The 14,952-nt window shown below is 55.6% G+C and carries 18 protein-coding genes; 14 read left to right on the forward strand and 4 right to left on the reverse strand.

The features are described from left to right. Window positions 1-111 precede the first annotated feature (111 nt). Both GPJ68_RS21260 and GPJ68_RS21265 read left to right on the forward strand, forming a co-directional pair. Window positions 112-732: a TIGR04211 family SH3 domain-containing protein gene (locus GPJ68_RS21260; RefSeq protein WP_016154533.1), complete on the forward strand. Its 621-nt coding sequence runs from the start codon at window positions 112-114 to the stop codon at window positions 730-732. 61 nt (window positions 733-793) lie between these two features. Continuing rightward, a complete protein-coding gene (locus GPJ68_RS21265) occupies window positions 794-2,029 on the forward strand; it encodes a multifunctional CCA addition/repair protein (RefSeq protein WP_047414044.1) in 1,236 nt (411 codons plus the stop codon). Window positions 2,030-2,081: 52 nt separating this feature from the next. On the opposite strand, the gene bacA is transcribed toward GPJ68_RS21265, so the two are convergent. Together bacA and folB are read right to left on the reverse strand one after the other, a co-directional pair. Further along, a complete protein-coding gene (bacA, locus tag GPJ68_RS21270) occupies window positions 2,082-2,900 on the reverse strand; it encodes an undecaprenyl-diphosphate phosphatase (protein ID WP_016154535.1) in 819 nt (272 codons plus the stop codon). An 86-nt stretch (window positions 2,901-2,986) separates the two neighbouring features. Continuing rightward, the gene (gene folB, locus GPJ68_RS21275; RefSeq protein ID WP_003828442.1) at window positions 2,987-3,355 is read right to left on the reverse strand and encodes a bifunctional dihydroneopterin aldolase/7,8-dihydroneopterin epimerase; all 369 of its coding nucleotides are present in this window, start codon (window positions 3,353-3,355) and stop codon (window positions 2,987-2,989) included. A gap of 106 nt (window positions 3,356-3,461) precedes the next feature. Between folB and plsY the strand changes: the two genes are divergently transcribed. Then, a complete protein-coding gene (gene plsY, locus GPJ68_RS21280; protein ID WP_016154536.1) occupies window positions 3,462-4,079 on the forward strand; it encodes a glycerol-3-phosphate 1-O-acyltransferase PlsY in 618 nt (205 codons plus the stop codon). Between the two features lie 31 nt (window positions 4,080-4,110). Here the strand turns inward: plsY and GPJ68_RS21285 are convergent, their stop codons facing one another. Next, the gene (locus GPJ68_RS21285; protein WP_016157496.1) at window positions 4,111-5,052 is read right to left on the reverse strand and encodes a LysR family transcriptional regulator; all 942 of its coding nucleotides are present in this window, start codon (window positions 5,050-5,052) and stop codon (window positions 4,111-4,113) included. A gap of 212 nt (window positions 5,053-5,264) precedes the next feature. On the opposite strand from GPJ68_RS21285, the gene ttdA reads away from it, so the two are divergent. The 10 genes from ttdA (at window position 5,265) to ureG (ending at window position 13,340) form a co-directional block, all read left to right on the forward strand. Continuing rightward, window positions 5,265-6,173, forward strand: a complete 909-nt coding sequence (gene ttdA, locus GPJ68_RS21290; protein ID WP_016154538.1) for a L(+)-tartrate dehydratase subunit alpha — start codon at window positions 5,265-5,267, stop codon at window positions 6,171-6,173. After that, window positions 6,170-6,775 carry a L(+)-tartrate dehydratase subunit beta gene (ttdB, locus tag GPJ68_RS21295; RefSeq protein ID WP_016154539.1) on the forward strand — a complete coding sequence of 202 codons (606 nt, stop codon included), beginning with the start codon at window positions 6,170-6,172 and terminating at the stop codon, window positions 6,773-6,775. The genes ttdA and ttdB overlap by 4 nt, the downstream gene beginning before the upstream one ends. A 48-nt stretch (window positions 6,776-6,823) precedes the next feature. Further along, complete coding sequence (locus GPJ68_RS21300) at window positions 6,824-8,287, forward strand: anion permease (protein ID WP_049283285.1); 1,464 nt, start codon at window positions 6,824-6,826, stop codon at window positions 8,285-8,287. Window positions 8,288-8,410: 123 nt separating this feature from the next. Beyond that, window positions 8,411-9,235 carry an urease accessory protein UreD gene (locus tag GPJ68_RS21305; protein WP_197710786.1) on the forward strand — a complete coding sequence of 275 codons (825 nt, stop codon included), beginning with the start codon at window positions 8,411-8,413 and terminating at the stop codon, window positions 9,233-9,235. 10 nt (window positions 9,236-9,245) lie between these two features. Then, window positions 9,246-9,548, forward strand: a complete 303-nt coding sequence (locus GPJ68_RS21310; RefSeq protein WP_019077709.1) for an urease subunit gamma — start codon at window positions 9,246-9,248, stop codon at window positions 9,546-9,548. Between the two features lie 9 nt (window positions 9,549-9,557). Next, window positions 9,558-9,878 carry an urease subunit beta gene (locus tag GPJ68_RS21315; RefSeq protein WP_016154543.1) on the forward strand — a complete coding sequence of 107 codons (321 nt, stop codon included), beginning with the start codon at window positions 9,558-9,560 and terminating at the stop codon, window positions 9,876-9,878. Then, window positions 9,871-11,574: an urease subunit alpha gene (gene ureC / locus GPJ68_RS21320; protein ID WP_180836983.1), complete on the forward strand. Its 1,704-nt coding sequence runs from the start codon at window positions 9,871-9,873 to the stop codon at window positions 11,572-11,574. The genes GPJ68_RS21315 and ureC overlap by 8 nt, the downstream gene beginning before the upstream one ends. A gap of 9 nt (window positions 11,575-11,583) precedes the next feature. After that, window positions 11,584-12,042 (forward strand): urease accessory protein UreE, encoded by a 459-nt coding sequence (gene ureE, locus GPJ68_RS21325; RefSeq protein ID WP_016157501.1) that lies wholly within the window; start codon window positions 11,584-11,586, stop codon window positions 12,040-12,042. Further along, the gene (locus tag GPJ68_RS21330) at window positions 12,042-12,713 is read left to right on the forward strand and encodes an urease accessory protein UreF (RefSeq protein ID WP_180836984.1); all 672 of its coding nucleotides are present in this window, start codon (window positions 12,042-12,044) and stop codon (window positions 12,711-12,713) included. Before ureE ends, GPJ68_RS21330 begins: the two co-directional genes overlap by 1 nt. Before the next feature lie 9 nt (window positions 12,714-12,722). Further along, window positions 12,723-13,340: an urease accessory protein UreG gene (gene ureG, locus GPJ68_RS21335; protein ID WP_016157503.1), complete on the forward strand. Its 618-nt coding sequence runs from the start codon at window positions 12,723-12,725 to the stop codon at window positions 13,338-13,340. 48 nt (window positions 13,341-13,388) lie between these two features. Here the strand turns inward: ureG and tsaD are convergent, their stop codons facing one another. Then, window positions 13,389-14,402, reverse strand: coding sequence for a tRNA (adenosine(37)-N6)-threonylcarbamoyltransferase complex transferase subunit TsaD (tsaD, locus tag GPJ68_RS21340; RefSeq protein WP_003024694.1), 1,014 nt, complete (start codon window positions 14,400-14,402; stop codon window positions 13,389-13,391). Window positions 14,403-14,637: 235 nt separating this feature from the next. Between tsaD and rpsU the strand changes: the two genes are divergently transcribed. Next, complete coding sequence (rpsU, locus tag GPJ68_RS21345; protein WP_001144069.1) at window positions 14,638-14,853, forward strand: 30S ribosomal protein S21; 216 nt, start codon at window positions 14,638-14,640, stop codon at window positions 14,851-14,853. Window positions 14,854-14,952 lie beyond the last annotated feature (99 nt).

Genomic DNA, 14,952 nt, shown 5'->3' on the forward strand with positions numbered 1-14,952 from the left:
CGAGTGGTGGCAAAAAGGACACAGATGATTCCGATTGATGTCGAATGCTTTGCGTAGAGACACTGATGCCACTACTATCGTTCCACTTTCTATGACAATAACGACAGCCTGATGCCAAAATTACGCCTGATTGGATTAACTTTACTCGCACTTAGCGCCACTGCAGTCTCTCATGCCGAAGAAAAGCGCTATGTTTCTGACGAACTGAACACCTGGGTCCGCAGCGGTCCGGGAGATAATTATCGCCTCGTGGGTACGGTTAACGCCGGCGAGGAAGTCACGCTATTACAGACCGATGCCAACACTAACTACGCCCAGGTGAAAGACAGCACCGGACGTACCGCCTGGATCCCACTGAAAGAGCTGAACAGTACGCCGAGCCTGCGTACCCGCGTTCCCGATCTGGAAAACCAGGTCAAGACCTTGACCGATAAGCTCAATAATATCGACACCACGTGGAATCAGCGCACCGCCGATATGCAGCAAAAAGTGTCGCAAAGCGACAGCGTAATCGACGGGCTGAAACAAGAAAACCAGAAGCTGAGGAACGAGCTTATCGTGGCGCAAAAGAAGGTCAGCGCAGCCAACCTTCAGCTTGATGACAAACAGCGCACCATCATCATGCAGTGGTTTATGTACGGCGGCGGCGTGCTAGGTCTTGGTTTGTTGCTCGGCTTGGTTCTGCCACACATGATCCCCAGCCGTAAACGCAAAGATCGCTGGATGAACTGAATCGCCTTCTCCGCCACACTGACATATGATTAAGGGATCATAATTTCAAAAGGAAAGTGGTGTGAAGATTTATCTGGTCGGTGGTGCTGTTCGGGATGCGTTATTAGGGCTACCGATTAAAGATAAAGATTGGGTTGTTGTCGGCGCCACGCCGCAAGAGATGCTCGACGCGGGCTACCAGCAGGTAGGCCGCGATTTTCCCGTGTTTCTGCATCCGCAAACCCGGGAAGAGTATGCGCTGGCGCGTACCGAACGCAAATCAGGCTCGGGGTATACCGGATTCACCTGTTACGCCGCGCCGGATGTGACGCTGGAGGCCGATCTTCAGCGTCGCGATCTGACCATCAACGCAATGGCCCGCGATGACGACGGCGAGATTATCGATCCGTATAACGGACGCGACGATCTGGAAAACCGTCTGCTACGCCATGTGTCCCCCGCCTTTAGCGAAGATCCATTGCGCGTGCTGCGCGTGGCGCGCTTTGCTGCCCGCTATGCGCACCTCGGTTTTCGTATCGCTGAAGAAACCATGACGCTGATGCGCGATATGAACGCCGCAGGGGAACTGGAGCACCTGACGCCAGAGCGGGTGTGGAAAGAAACAGAAGGTGCTTTAACCACCCGCAACCCACAGGTATTTTTTCAGGTCCTGCGCGACTGCGGCGCACTGCACGTCCTGTTTCCGGAAGTAGATGCCCTGTTTGGCGTTCCCGCGCCCGCGCAATGGCACCCGGAAATTGATACCGGTATTCACACGCTGATGACGCTGTCGATGGCGGCCATGTTAAGTCCGGAGGTCGACGTGCGTTTCGCCACGCTGTGCCACGATCTTGGCAAGGCATTGACGCCAAAAGCACTGTGGCCACGCCACCACGGTCACGGTCCGGCTGGCGTGAAGCTGGTCGAGCAACTGTGCCAACGCCTGCGCGTGCCGAATGACATCCGTGATTTAGCCAAACTGGTAGCCGAGTTCCACGACCTCATTCATACCTTCCCGATCCTGCAGCCGAAAACCATCGTTAAGCTGTTTGATTCCATCGATGCCTGGCGCAAACCGCAGCGCGTGGAGCAAATCGCCCTGACCAGCGAGGCCGATGTGCGTGGGCGAACCGGTTTTGAAGCGGCGGATTATCCGCAAGGCAGGCTGTTGCGTGAAGCCTGGCAGGTTGCGCAGGCGGTACCAACGAAAGACGTCGTTGAGGCGGGATTCAAAGGTCAGGCTATTCGCGAGGAACTGACCCGGCGTCGGATCGCGGCGGTGGCCGCCTGGAAAGAACAACGTTGCCCAAAAGCATAGACAGTGCATTGCCGGATAAGCGTTAACGCCGCTATCCGGCAAGCTAGCAAAATCAGAAGAACACGACGTAAACGGCTGCCGCCACAATAAAGCGGTAAATCGCAAACGGAATAAACGAGATGCGCTTAATCAGCTGCAGGAAGGTTTTGATCGCCACCAACGCCACGATAAACGCCGTCACGAAACCAACTGCAAACATCGGAATATCTGATGCGCTGAGGAACGTCCAGCTTTTGTAGAGATCCAGCGCCGTTGCGCCCATCATCATCGGCACGGCCAGCAGGAAGGAGAATTCGGAGGCCGCGTAACGGCTTACTCCCATCAGCATACCGCCAGAAATCGTCGCCCCGGAACGAGAAAAACCCGGCCACAGCGCCAGACACTGGAAACAGCCAATCATAAACGCCTGGCGATAGGTCATATCATCCAGACCCGGCGCACGCGGCTCTTTCGGCTTCAGGCATTCTGCGGCAATCAGCAGCACGCCCCCTACCACCAGCGCATACATGACGTTGATCGGGTTAAACAGCGATTTAATGATGTCGTGGAAAATCAGTCCCAGTACGACGGCAGGAACCATCCCCAACAGGATATGGCCCAGCGTCAGCCGACCTTTGCCAGTGCCTTCATGTGGGACCTTACCGAAGTGAATGCCAATCAGGCCAAACAGACGTCGCCAGAACATCACCACGACCGCCAGGATAGAGCCCAACTGGATAACCACCTCAAATGTTTTTGCGGTGTCACCCTCAAAACCCAGCAAGTGGCCAACAATAATCATATGGCCGGTACTGGAAACGGGTAAAAACTCCGTCAATCCTTCGACCACACCCAAAATTGCCGCCACCAGCAGCGAGTGCATATCACTCATTAATGAACCTCTAGATAGATAAACCACGGCGAAAACGAGCCGACATAAAGACCCTTTTATACCCGTTTGGTTTAGATATTATTATTTTAATTATTTTCTTTCAGATTATTGCCACGCTCAATGATAACCCCGACGTTCGCCGCACGGGCTACCGCGCCAGGTTTACTGAGTTTGATCCGCACCCATGGAGAATTAAAACGGCTCAGCAGCAGATCCGCCACCTCTTCCGCCACGCGTTCGACCAGCGCAAAGCGCCCGCCTTCCACATGATTAACAACCGTTTGAGCAATATCAGCATAGCTCAGGCAATCAGCCACATCATCGCTTTTAGCCGATTTACGGTTGTCCCACGCCATTTCGATATCGAACACCAACTGTTGTTCGATCGTTTGTTCCCAGTCGTAAACACCAATAGTGGTGATTACAGAAAGTTGCTCTATAAATACAATATCCATCACGACCTGCCTGCTTTTTGGCTAACCCGGATACCACTTCCGGCGAAATATGCGTATTATCCACAGAAGTAGCGTTTTACACGACATTTTCAAAACGGAACAGCTTATGAGTGCAATCGCGCCTGGAATGATTATCTTCGCGTACCTCTGTGGCTCAATTTCCAGTGCTATTCTGGTATGCCGCCTTGCTGGATTACCGGACCCGCGTGACAGCGGATCTGGGAATCCGGGCGCGACAAACGTATTGCGCATCGGTGGCAAAGGAGCCGCCGTCGCGGTGCTGATTTTCGACGTCCTGAAAGGTATGTTACCCGTCTGGGGTGCCTATGCGCTAGGCATTAGCCCCTTCTGGCTGGGATTGATCGCGATCGCCGCCTGTCTGGGTCACATTTGGCCGGTCTTCTTCGGCTTTAAAGGTGGGAAAGGCGTTGCCACCGCCTTTGGCGCAATTGCGCCGATTGGTTGGGATTTAACCGGCGTGATGGCCGGAACCTGGCTGCTGACCGTCTTATTAAGCGGCTATTCATCACTAGGCGCTATCGTCAGCGCGCTGATCGCCCCCTTTTACGTCTGGTGGTTCAATCCCCAGTTCACTTTCCCGGTGTCCATGCTGTCGTGCTTAATTCTGTTACGCCACCATGACAACATTCAGCGTCTGTGGCGTCGTCAGGAGCCAAAGATCTGGACCAAGCTGAAGAAAAAACGCGAAAGAGACCCAGAGTGATTTTAATGTCGGATAGCGACGCAACAGCGTCTTATCCGGCGTGGGGAATGTGATACCCCTCTACCGGTTTGCCTAATCGGTGCTGGCACCACGTCGCCAGAAACTCCACGCACACCCGAAGCTTCACGCTGCGATACAGCGGCTCCTGATAAACCGCCCAGATATTGGCGCTTTGCGCATAGTCCGGCAGCACGCGCACCAGTTCACCGCTTGCCAGAAACGGCTGCAGGTCCCATTCGGAACGCAGCATAATCCCTTTTCCCTGTAGCGCCCACTGCAACACAATCTCGCCGCTGTTAGAGGAAAGATGTCCCGCCACCTTGACCGACTTTTTCTCCTGGCCGTTATCCAGCTCCCACACCCCGTGGGTCATATCGCGTTCTTTAGTGACCAGGCAATCATGACGACTTAATTCCTGCAGCGTTGTCGGCTCACCGTATTTTTGTAAATACGTCGGCGCTGCACATAATATTCTTCTATTTTTCGTTAACAAATGCGCAATATAATAATCCGGAATCTCGTCATTAATACGAATATCCAAATCGATATTATCCTGCGCCAAATCAATTTGCCGATCATAAAGTTCAAAATGCACCTGTAATTCAGGATAGCTATGCATCAGTTCGGTAATAGCCGGTGCAATATAACTGCGCCCAAAGCCAAAGCTACAGCCGATACGAATCATCCCTGCCGGGCGCGTTTTGAGTTGCGTGACGTCATCGACCAGATGCTGATAGCCCGCAAGAATAGCCTGCGCATGTTCATAACAACGTTGACCACTCTCCGTGAGTATCACGCCGCGCGCGGAGCGGCTTAGCAGCGTCGTCCCCAGCGTGGACTCAAGGATCTGAATGCGTTTCGTCACAAACGCGGGTGTTTGGCCCAGCGCCGCGGCGGCGGCACTGAAGCTGCCGCTATGAACAATTTCAACCAGGACCTGCAGGTCTTTCGCGAGGGGATACGTGTTCAGCATGATAGGTATATCCGTAAAGTTGTTAACCGCAGTGTAATTCCCTCATGCGTATTAAACCCTGCCTTTGCGCAATTTTTATTGCTTATCTGAACATCATTCACGATCTGTTAATTGGATATTCACAGTGGCAAATAATATAAACCCACATTTTTAGTGGTAGTTTGTGGCGGAGAATTTATTTCCAGACAAATAAAAGAACTGGAGTTAACAAGATGAGCAATCAAAATAACCAAAATGCGATAACTACGCTGACAAACATTGTCGCCGATTTTACCGCCATGATTTCTACCCGCATGCCTGACGACGTCGTAGATAAATTAAAACAGCTGCGTGAAGGCGAAACTTCACCGATGGGTAAAATCATCTACCACACCATGTTTGACAACATGCAGAAAGCTATCGACCTGAACCGTCCGGCCTGTCAGGACACCGGCGAGATTATGTTCTTTGTGAAGGTCGGCTCCCGTTTTCCGCTGCTGGGCGAACTGCAAAGCATCCTGAAACAGGCCGTTGAAGACGCCACGGTAAAAGCGCCGCTGCGCCATAACGCGGTCGAGATTTTTGACGAAGTGAATACCGGCAAAAATACCGGTACCGGTGTGCCGTGGGTCACCTGGGACATCATCCCTGATAACGACGACGCGGAAATCGAAGTCTACATGGCAGGCGGCGGTTGTACGCTGCCGGGACGTTCAAAAGTGTTAATGCCTTCTGAAGGCTACGAGGGCGTGGTGAAATTTGTCTTCGAAAATATCTCCACGTTGGCAGTCAACGCTTGTCCGCCGGTGCTGGTGGGCGTAGGTATTGCCACCTCTGTGGAAACCGCCGCCGTCCTTTCTCGTAAAGCGGTGCTACGTCCTATCGGATCACGTCATCCGAATCCAAAAGCGGCCGAACTGGAACTGCGTCTTGAAGAAGGGCTGAACCGTCTGGGCATTGGCCCGCAAGGGTTGACCGGGAATAGCTCGGTGATGGGCGTGCATATCGAATCCGCCGCACGCCATCCGTCGACTATCGGCGTTGCCGTTTCTACCGGCTGCTGGGCACACCGTCGCGGCACACTGTTAGTTCATGCTGACCTCTCCTTCGAAAACCTGTCTCACACCCGGAGCGCGTTATGAAAAAGATCCTCACAACCCCGATCAAAGCCGAAGATCTGGCCGACATTCGCGTTGGCGATGTCATCTACCTGACCGGTACGCTGGTGACCTGTCGTGACGTGTGTCACCGCCGCCTGATCGAACTGAAGCGCCCGATTCCTTATGACCTGAACGGCAAAGCCATTTTCCACGCGGGGCCCATCGTACGTAAGAACGGTGAAAAATGGGAGATGGTCTCCGTTGGCCCAACCACCAGCATGCGTATGGAAGCGTTTGAGAAAGACTTTATCGAGCAGACGGGCGTCAAACTGGTGGTCGGCAAGGGCGGCATGGGACCGCTAACGGAAGCAGGCTGCAAACAGTTTAAAGCGCTGCACGTAATCTTCCCGGCAGGTTGTGCGGTCGTGGCGGCAACCCAGGTTGAAGAGATCGAAGAGGTACACTGGACCGAACTTGGCATGCCGGAGTCCCTGTGGGTATGTCGGGTTAAAGAGTTCGGCCCGCTGATCGTTTCCATCGACACCCACGGCAATAACCTGATCGCCGAAAACAAAAAGCTGTTCGCTGAACGTCGCGATCCTATCGTCGATGAAATCTGCGAGCACGTGCACTACATCAAATAACCCTCCCGGAGAGGCGCTGCGCCTCTCCCTTTTCGTAGGGATACAACAATGGCACCTTTAGCTGGTTGGTGGCGATACCTGGCTCCGCTGGTGGTCATCGCCATTATTGCTGTACTGCCCGTCCCCAACGGCCTTGAGAGCCACACCTGGCTCTATTTTGCCGTTTTTACCGGTGTGATTGTGGGGCTGATTCTGGAACCTGTACCGGGCGCGGTGGTAGCGATGATTGGCATTTCGATCATCGCCGTCCTTTCACCGTGGCTGCTGTTCAGCCCGGAGCAACTCGCGCAGGACGGTTTTAAATTTACCGCCAAATCGCTGTCATGGGCGGTCTCTGGTTTTTCAAACTCGGTAATCTGGCTTATCTTCGCGGCCTTTATGTTTGGTACCGGCTATGAGAAAACCGGGCTCGGTCGACGTATCGCGCTGATGCTGGTGAAAAAGATGGGGCACCGGACGCTGTTTCTCGGCTATGCGGTGATGTTCTCTGAACTTATCCTCGCTCCCGTCACGCCGTCCAACTCCGCGCGCGGGGCCGGAATAATCTACCCGATTATCCGCAACCTGCCGCCGCTGTATAACTCGCAGCCCAATAGCGCCAGTTCTCGCTCCATTGGCTCGTACATTATGTGGATGGGCATTGTCGCCGACTGCGTCACCAGCGCCATTTTCTTAACGGCGATGGCGCCGAACCTGCTGTTAATCGGTCTGATGAAAGGCGCGTCCCACACGGCGCTGAGCTGGGGAGACTGGTTCTTAGGCATGCTGCCGCTGAGTATTTTACTGGTGCTGATTGTGCCCTGGCTGGCGTACGTGTTGTATCCACCGGTACTGAAATCCGGCGATCAGGTTCCGCGCTGGGCGGATACAGAGCTAAAAGCAATGGGACCGCTCTGCGCACGCGAGAAAAAGATGTTGGTGCTGATGGTCGGCGCACTGGTGCTGTGGATCTTCGGCGGCGATTACATTGACGCCGCGATGGTCGGATACAGCGTAGTGGCGTTGATGCTGGTACTGCGCATCATTAGCTGGGATGACATCGTCAGTAATAAAGCCGCGTGGAACGTCTTTTTCTGGCTGGCCTCGCTGATAACGCTGGCGACCGGGCTCAATAACACCGGTTTTATTACCTGGTTCGGCAAGCTGCTGGCAAACGGGTTGAGCGGCTATTCGCCGATGATGGTGATGGTGGCGCTCATTGTGGTGTTCTATTTGCTGCGCTACTTCTTTGCCAGCGCCACGGCGTATACCTCCGCCCTGGCACCGATGATGATTGCCGCCGCGCTGGCGATGCCGGAAATCCCACTCCCGGTCTTCTGCCTGATGGTCGGCGCAGCCATTGGTCTCGGCAGCATTCTGACCCCGTATGCCACCGGTCCTAGCCCTATCTACTACGGCAGCGGCTATTTGCCGACGGTAGATTACTGGCGACTCGGTGCTATTTTTGGCCTGATTTTCCTTGTGCTGCTGGTGATTACCGGTCTGGTCTGGATGCCCCTCGTTTTACTGTAAAACCCCATTGGGGCGGCATATTGTCGCCCCTTTATCCATAAGCTTCTCATATGATCGATTTCCCGATGTGCTGAGGCATACTTTTTTGTATGCAAACACCCTCATGCTGATAAGGGAAACGCTCTGGACACGGTTGCGCACGAGACACTCACACGGGGCTGGCAGGCCGAACTAGATCTGCATTTCACCCGCACTGGGCACAACACGGTGCTCGCCTCGGCGCGTCATCATGGTCCATTGACGGTTCAGCGTCCGTTTTACCCGGAAGAGGGCGTCTGCCACCTCTATTTGCTTCATCCACCCGCGGGGATCGTCGGCGGGGATGAACTACACATTGCCGTAACTCTCAACGAAAACAGCCATGCGTTAATCACCCAGCCCGGCGCGGGAAAGTTTTATCGCAGCGGTGGGCCGCAGGCGTTGCTGCGCCAACATTTCACGCTCGCCCCGCACGCCACGCTGGAGTGGCTCCCCCAGGATACGATCCTCTTTCCTGGCGCCAACGCCACTATCCAGTCCGTCTTTCACATCGCGTCGGAGAGTCGACTGCTGGCCTGGGATCTGCTGTGCCTCGGGCGACCGGTTATGCAGGAGTCCTTCAGCCACGGCACGCTGCAAAACCGTCTGGAAGTGTGGCGAAATGGGCAGCCGCTGCTGATAGAGCGCTTGCAGTTGCAGAAGGGGGAGCTGAGCGGCGTCGCGCACCATCCCTGGGTAGGCACGTTGCTGTGTTATCCGGCCACTGAAAACATGCTGGAAGGCACGCGCGAGCGGCTGACGCCGCTTGGCGATTACGCCGGGGCAACGCTTAACGACTCACTGCTGACGATCCGCTTTCTTGCCGACGACAACCTGATTGTTCAGCGCGTTATGCGTGGCATTTGGCAATTTCTGCGCCCGCTTTTGACACACAAACCACCCGTACTACCGCGAATCTGGCAAACCTAAGAGACCCCGTATGGAACTGACCCCCAGAGAAAAAGACAAGCTGTTGCTGTTTACCGCCGCGCTGGTGGCAGAACGTCGCCTGGCCCGCGGGCTGAAGCTGAACTATCCGGAATCGGTGGCGCTAATTAGCGCTTTCATCATGGAAGGGGCACGCGATGGTCAAACTGTGGCCTCGCTGATGGAAGACGGGCGTCACATCCTGCGCCGCGATCAGGTGATGGAAGGCGTTCCGGAGATGATCCCAGATATTCAGGTTGAAGCGACGTTTCCGGACGGATCAAAGCTGGTCACCGTCCACAACCCGATCGTTTAAGGAGCGGCAATGATCCCTGGTGAATATCAGATAGCCAAAGGCAATATCGCGCTCAATCAGGGGCGGGAAACCTGTACGATCGTGGTGGAAAATCATGGCGACAGACCCATCCAGGTGGGATCGCACTATCACTTTTCCGAGGTGAACCCGGCGCTGCGCTTTGACAGGCGGGCTGCACGCGGCTTTCGTCTAAACATTCCTGCGGGCACGGCGGTACGTTTTGAGCCGGGACAAAAACGCGAAGTCGAACTGGTGCGCGTCGCTGGCGCACAAAGGATCGTGGGTTTTCGCAGCGAAGTGATGGGCGCGCTGGAGGCAAATGATGAGTGAAATTTCACGGCAGGCGTACACCGACATGTTTGGCCCAACCACCGGCGATAAGGTACGTCTGGCGGATACCGAGCTGTGGATTGAGGTGGAAAAAGACTTCACCACCTACGGCGAAGAGGTCAAATTCGGCGGCGGGAAAGTGATCCGCGACGGCATGGGTCAGGGACAAATGCGCGCGCAAGCGTGTGTGGATCTGGTGATAACCAACGCCCTGATCGTCGATCACTGGGGGATCGTGAAAGCGGATATCGGCATCAAGGACGCCAGGATCTTCGCCATCGGCAAAGCGGGTAATCCTGATATTCAGCCCGACGTCACGATCCCGATAGGCGTGGGAACTGAAGTCATCGCCGGGGAAGGCAAGATCGTCACCGCGGGCGGCGTGGATACGCATATTCACTGGATCTGCCCACAGCAGGCACAGGAGGCGCTGGTTTCCGGCGTAACGACGATGATCGGCGGCGGCACCGGCCCGGCAGCAGGAACTAACGCCACCACCTGCACGCCGGGTCCGTGGTACATCGCGCGCATGCTGCAGGCGGCAGACGCCTTGCCGGTTAACATCGGTTTGCTCGGCAAAGGCAACGGCTCAAACCCTGACGCCCTGCGCGAGCAAATCACCGCGGGCGCCATTGGCCTGAAAATCCATGAAGATTGGGGCGCTACGCCAGCCGCCATCAACTGTTCCCTGGAAGTGGCAGAGGAGATGGATATCCAGGTGGCGCTGCACAGCGATACGCTCAATGAGTCCGGTTTCGTTGAAGATACGCTGGCGGCGATTGGCGATCGCACCATTCATACCTTCCACACCGAAGGCGCGGGCGGCGGCCATGCGCCGGATATCATCACCGCCTGCGCGCATCCGAATATTCTGCCCTCCTCCACTAACCCGACGCTGCCCTATACCGTCAACACCATCGACGAGCATCTCGACATGCTGATGGTTTGCCACCACCTCGATCCGGATATCGCCGAAGACGTGGCCTTTGCCGAATCACGCATTCGCCGGGAAACGATCGCTGCCGAAGATGTGCTGCATGACATTGGCGCGTTTTCCCTGACCTCGTCCGATTCACAGGCGATGGGGCGCGTGGGCGAAGTGATCCTGCGCACCTGGCAGGTGGCGCACCGCATGAAGGTTCAGCGTGGTCCGCTGGCAGAAGAAACAGGCGACAACGACAACCAGCGCGTTAAACGCTACGTCGCCAAATACACCATCAACCCGGCGCTAACCCACGGCATCGCCCACGAAGTTGGCTCCGTTGAGCCTGGCAAACTGGCCGATCTGGTGCTGTGGTCCCCAGCCTTTTTTGGCGTAAAACCAGCGACGATCGTAAAGGGCGGGATGATCGCGTGTGCGCCGATGGGCGATATCAACGCCTCGATCCCCACCCCGCAGCCGGTGCATTACCGCATGATGTTCGGCGCACTTGGCGCGGCGCGGTATCGTACTCGGCTGACCTTTATTTCGCAGGCCGCTAACGCGCAAAACATCCCGCAGCAGCTCAATTTGCAAAGCGCCATCGCCGTCGTCAAAGGCTGTCGGACGGTGAAAAAGGCCGACATGATCCACAACGGCCTGCAACCCAATATCACCGTCGATGCTCAGACTTATGAGGTGCGCATTGATGGCGAACTTATCACCAGCGAACCGGCAGACGTTTTGCCGATGGCGCAACGCTATTTCCTGTTTTGAGGAGTGACGATGATCTACCTGACCCAACGCCTTGACCACGCCCACCGCGTCACCGCAAGCGTCACGCTACCCATTGATATTCGAGTAAAAAGCCGTGCCAGAGTGACGCTGAACGACGGTCGCGAAGCCGGGCTAATGCTTCCGCGCGGTTTGCTGTTACGCAGTGGTGATCTGCTGACCACCGAAGATGGCAGCGAGGTGATCGAAGTGATCGCCGCGCCGGAGTCGGTTTCCGTGGTGCGCTGCGCCGATCCTTTCCTGCTCGCCAAAGCCTGTTATCACCTCGGCAATCGCCACGTTCCGCTGCAAATTCTGCCGGATGAGTTGCGCTACCATCACGATCATGTGCTGGACGCCATGTTGCGCCAGTTCAGCCTGGAGGTGACGTTCGCTCAACTACCGTTTGAACCGGAAGCAGGCGCTTATGCCAGTGAATCACACGGGCATCATCACGCCCATGCGCACTGATGCATAACATCCAACAGCTGCGTCTGATGCAGCTCGCCAGCAGCGCTCTCCCGGTGGGGTCGTTTACCTGGTCCCAGGGTCTGGAGTGGGCGGTTGAAATCGGCTGGGTGAAAAGCGCCGATGACTTCTCTAACTGGCAAATCCAGCAGATGGAGCAGAACTTCTTTACCGTCGACCTACCGCTACTGGCGAGACTGTATCGCGCCTGCGAGCAGGACGATCTCGCTGCAGCACGCCGCTGGAGCGCTTACCTGTTGGCCTGTCGGGAAACCCGCGAACTACGGGATGAAGAACGCAGTCGGGGCACGGCGTTTACGCGGCTGGTCACCGACTGGGAAGCAGATTGCTCGCGGGAGTGGCGCGCGCTCTTTGTCGACAGCCAACTCTGCGGTATGGCCTGGCTGGGCGTGCGCTGGAAAATCCCCCTGACGGAGCTGGCATTAAGCCTCGGCTACAGCTGGATTGAGAGCGCAGTGATGGCTGGCGTCAAACTGGTTCCATTTGGGCAGCAGGTGGCCCAGCGTTTGATCATTGCGCTCTGCAATCGGTATGCGCAAGGTCTGGCACAGGCGCTGGCGTGTCCTGACGCCAGCCTCGGCTCCGCAACGCCGTTGGCGGCCATCGCATCTGCCCGGCATGAAACCCAATATTCCCGATTATTCCGCTCCTGAGGAGAAAAAATGAGTAACAACAAGCATCCCCTGCGCGTGGGCGTTGGCGGCCCGGTTGGCTCCGGCAAAACGGCGCTGCTGGAAGCGTTATGCAAAGCCATGCGCAGCAGCTATCAACTGGCGGTGGTAACCAACGATATCTATACCAAAGAAGATCAGCGCATTCTCACCGAGGCAGGCGCCCTGGAGCCAGACAGGATCGTCGGCGTGGAAACCGGCGGTTGCCCGCATACCGCTATCCGTGAAGATGCGTCGATGAATCTGGCCGCCGTAGAGGCGCTGAGCGAGAAATTCGGCAATCTGGATCTGATTTTTGTGGAAAGCGGCGGCGATAACCTGAGCGCCACCTTCAGCCCGGAATTAGCGGATCTGACGATCTATGTGATCGACGTTGCCGAAGGTGAGAAGATCCCGCGTAAGGGTGGCCCGGGGATCACCAAATCTGATTTTCTGGTGATCAATAAAACCGATCTGGCCCCTTACGTGGGCGCCTCGCTGGAGGTGATGGAGCGCGATACCCTACGCATGCGCGGCGAGCGTCCGTGGACGTTTAGTAATTTAAAATCCGGAGAGGGTCTGGAAAAAATTATCGCGTTTCTGGAAGAGAAAGGGATGCTGCGGGAGTAGAGTATTGCCCGGTGGCGCTACGCTTACCGGGCCTACAATATTATGTGCTTATGCCGCCGGTAATTCCGCCAGCGGCCAGCGAGGACGCACGGTCACGCCAAGATCCGCCGTTGCACCCGCTTTAAAACGCACCATGCCCGCGTAGGCGATCATCGCCCCGTTATCGGTGCAAAATTCCGGACGCGCGTAAAACACTTCGCCACGACGCTTTTGCATCATCTCGGCCAGTTTTGCGCGCAGCGTACGGTTAGCGCTCACGCCCCCCGCCATCACCAGACGTTTAAAACCGGTTTGATCCAGCGCGCGTTTACACTTGATCATCAGCGTATCAACCACAGCATCTTCAAACGCACGGGCGATATCTGCACGCGTCTGATCGTCATTTTCATTATTACGAATGGTATTCGCGGCGAAGGTTTTCAGGCCGGAGAAGCTGAAATCCAGACCCGGACGGTCGGTCATCGGGCGCGGGAAGACAAAGCGTTTTTCAACGCCTTGCGATGCAAGCTTTGACAACATTGGGCCGCCAGGATAATCCAGCCCCAGCAGCTTGGCCGTTTTATCGAACGCTTCACCGGCGGCATCATCTATCGATTCACCCAGCAATTCATACTGCCCAATACCGGTGACGCTGATCAGTTGCGTGTGACCGCCGGAAACCAGCAGCGCAACGAACGGGAAAGCAGGGGGATTATCTTCCAGCATCGGCGCCAGCAGATGCCCTTCCATATGGTGCACAGGAATTGCCGGTACGCCCCAGGCGAACGCCAGCGAACGTCCTACGGTTGCGCCGACCAGCAGCGCGCCAACCAGACCAGGACCTGCGGTATACGCCACCGCATCAATCTCTTTTGCCGTCAGTCCCGCTTCTTTCAGCGCGGCCTGGATCAGCGGTACGGTTTTACGTACGTGATCGCGCGAGGCCAGTTCTGGCACTACGCCGCCGTAGTCAGCGTGTAATTTCACCTGACTATACAATTGGTTGGCTAAAAGACCTTTTTCATCGTCGTAAATGGCGATGCCGGTTTCATCGCAGGATGTTTCAATACCCAGTACACGCATGACTTGTTTTACCTCGCTCTATTACCGCGCAGTGTAGGACCAATGCGGGTTGATGTAAAACTTTGTTCGCCCCAGGAGTTCCGCTCGTGTATACTCCTTATCCTTATAAAAGTCCCTTTCAAAATCGCGTCGGTGCTTTACAAAGCAGCAGCAATTGCAGTAAAATTCCGCACCATTTTGAAATAAGCTGGCGTTGATGCCAGCGGCAAACCGAATTTATAAAGGTGAGAGTTACATGCCGGTAATTAAAGTACGTGAAAACGAGCCGTTCGACGTAGCACTGCGTCGCTTCAAGCGTTCATGCGAAAAAGCAGGTGTTCTGGCGGAAGTTCGTCGTCGTGAGTTCTATGAAAAACCGACTACTGAACGTAAGCGCGCTAAAGCTTCTGCTGTGAAACGTCACGCGAAGAAACTGGCTCGCGAAAACGCACGCCGTACTCGTCTGTACTAATCCATTGAGAGCCAAGGCTCTCAATTCAGACAGAGTTGTAGTTGTAAGGCCGTGCTTCCGGAAGGAATGCGCGGCTTGTTTTCGTTTATACGCGTCATC

Origin of the sequence: Citrobacter sp. 172116965 (assembly GCF_013458095.1) — a bacterium.
GTDB classification, from domain to species: Bacteria; Pseudomonadota; Gammaproteobacteria; order Enterobacterales; family Enterobacteriaceae; genus Citrobacter; species Citrobacter braakii.

Excerpts from the sequence above, each read along its gene's own strand:
- GPJ68_RS21260 (WP_016154533.1), top strand. The coding sequence starts at position 112 with ATGCCAAAATTACGCCTGATTGGATTAACTTTACTCGCACTTAGCGCC.
- bacA (WP_016154535.1), bottom strand. The coding sequence starts at position 2,900 with ATGAGTGATATGCACTCGCTGCTGGTGGCGGCAATTTTGGGTGTGGTC.
- folB (WP_003828442.1), bottom strand. The coding sequence starts at position 3,355 with ATGGATATTGTATTTATAGAGCAACTTTCTGTAATCACCACTATTGGT.
- plsY (WP_016154536.1), top strand. The coding sequence starts at position 3,462 with ATGAGTGCAATCGCGCCTGGAATGATTATCTTCGCGTACCTCTGTGGC.
- GPJ68_RS21285 (WP_016157496.1), bottom strand. The coding sequence starts at position 5,052 with ATGCTGAACACGTATCCCCTCGCGAAAGACCTGCAGGTCCTGGTTGAA.
- ttdA (WP_016154538.1), top strand. The coding sequence starts at position 5,265 with ATGAGCAATCAAAATAACCAAAATGCGATAACTACGCTGACAAACATT.
- ttdB (WP_016154539.1), top strand. The coding sequence starts at position 6,170 with ATGAAAAAGATCCTCACAACCCCGATCAAAGCCGAAGATCTGGCCGAC.
- GPJ68_RS21300 (WP_049283285.1), top strand. The coding sequence starts at position 6,824 with ATGGCACCTTTAGCTGGTTGGTGGCGATACCTGGCTCCGCTGGTGGTC.
- GPJ68_RS21310 (WP_019077709.1), top strand. The coding sequence starts at position 9,246 with ATGGAACTGACCCCCAGAGAAAAAGACAAGCTGTTGCTGTTTACCGCC.
- GPJ68_RS21315 (WP_016154543.1), top strand. The coding sequence starts at position 9,558 with ATGATCCCTGGTGAATATCAGATAGCCAAAGGCAATATCGCGCTCAAT.
- ureC (WP_180836983.1), top strand. The coding sequence starts at position 9,871 with ATGAGTGAAATTTCACGGCAGGCGTACACCGACATGTTTGGCCCAACC.
- ureE (WP_016157501.1), top strand. The coding sequence starts at position 11,584 with ATGATCTACCTGACCCAACGCCTTGACCACGCCCACCGCGTCACCGCA.
- GPJ68_RS21330 (WP_180836984.1), top strand. The coding sequence starts at position 12,042 with ATGCATAACATCCAACAGCTGCGTCTGATGCAGCTCGCCAGCAGCGCT.
- ureG (WP_016157503.1), top strand. The coding sequence starts at position 12,723 with ATGAGTAACAACAAGCATCCCCTGCGCGTGGGCGTTGGCGGCCCGGTT.
- tsaD (WP_003024694.1), bottom strand. The coding sequence starts at position 14,402 with ATGCGTGTACTGGGTATTGAAACATCCTGCGATGAAACCGGCATCGCC.
- rpsU (WP_001144069.1), top strand. The coding sequence starts at position 14,638 with ATGCCGGTAATTAAAGTACGTGAAAACGAGCCGTTCGACGTAGCACTG.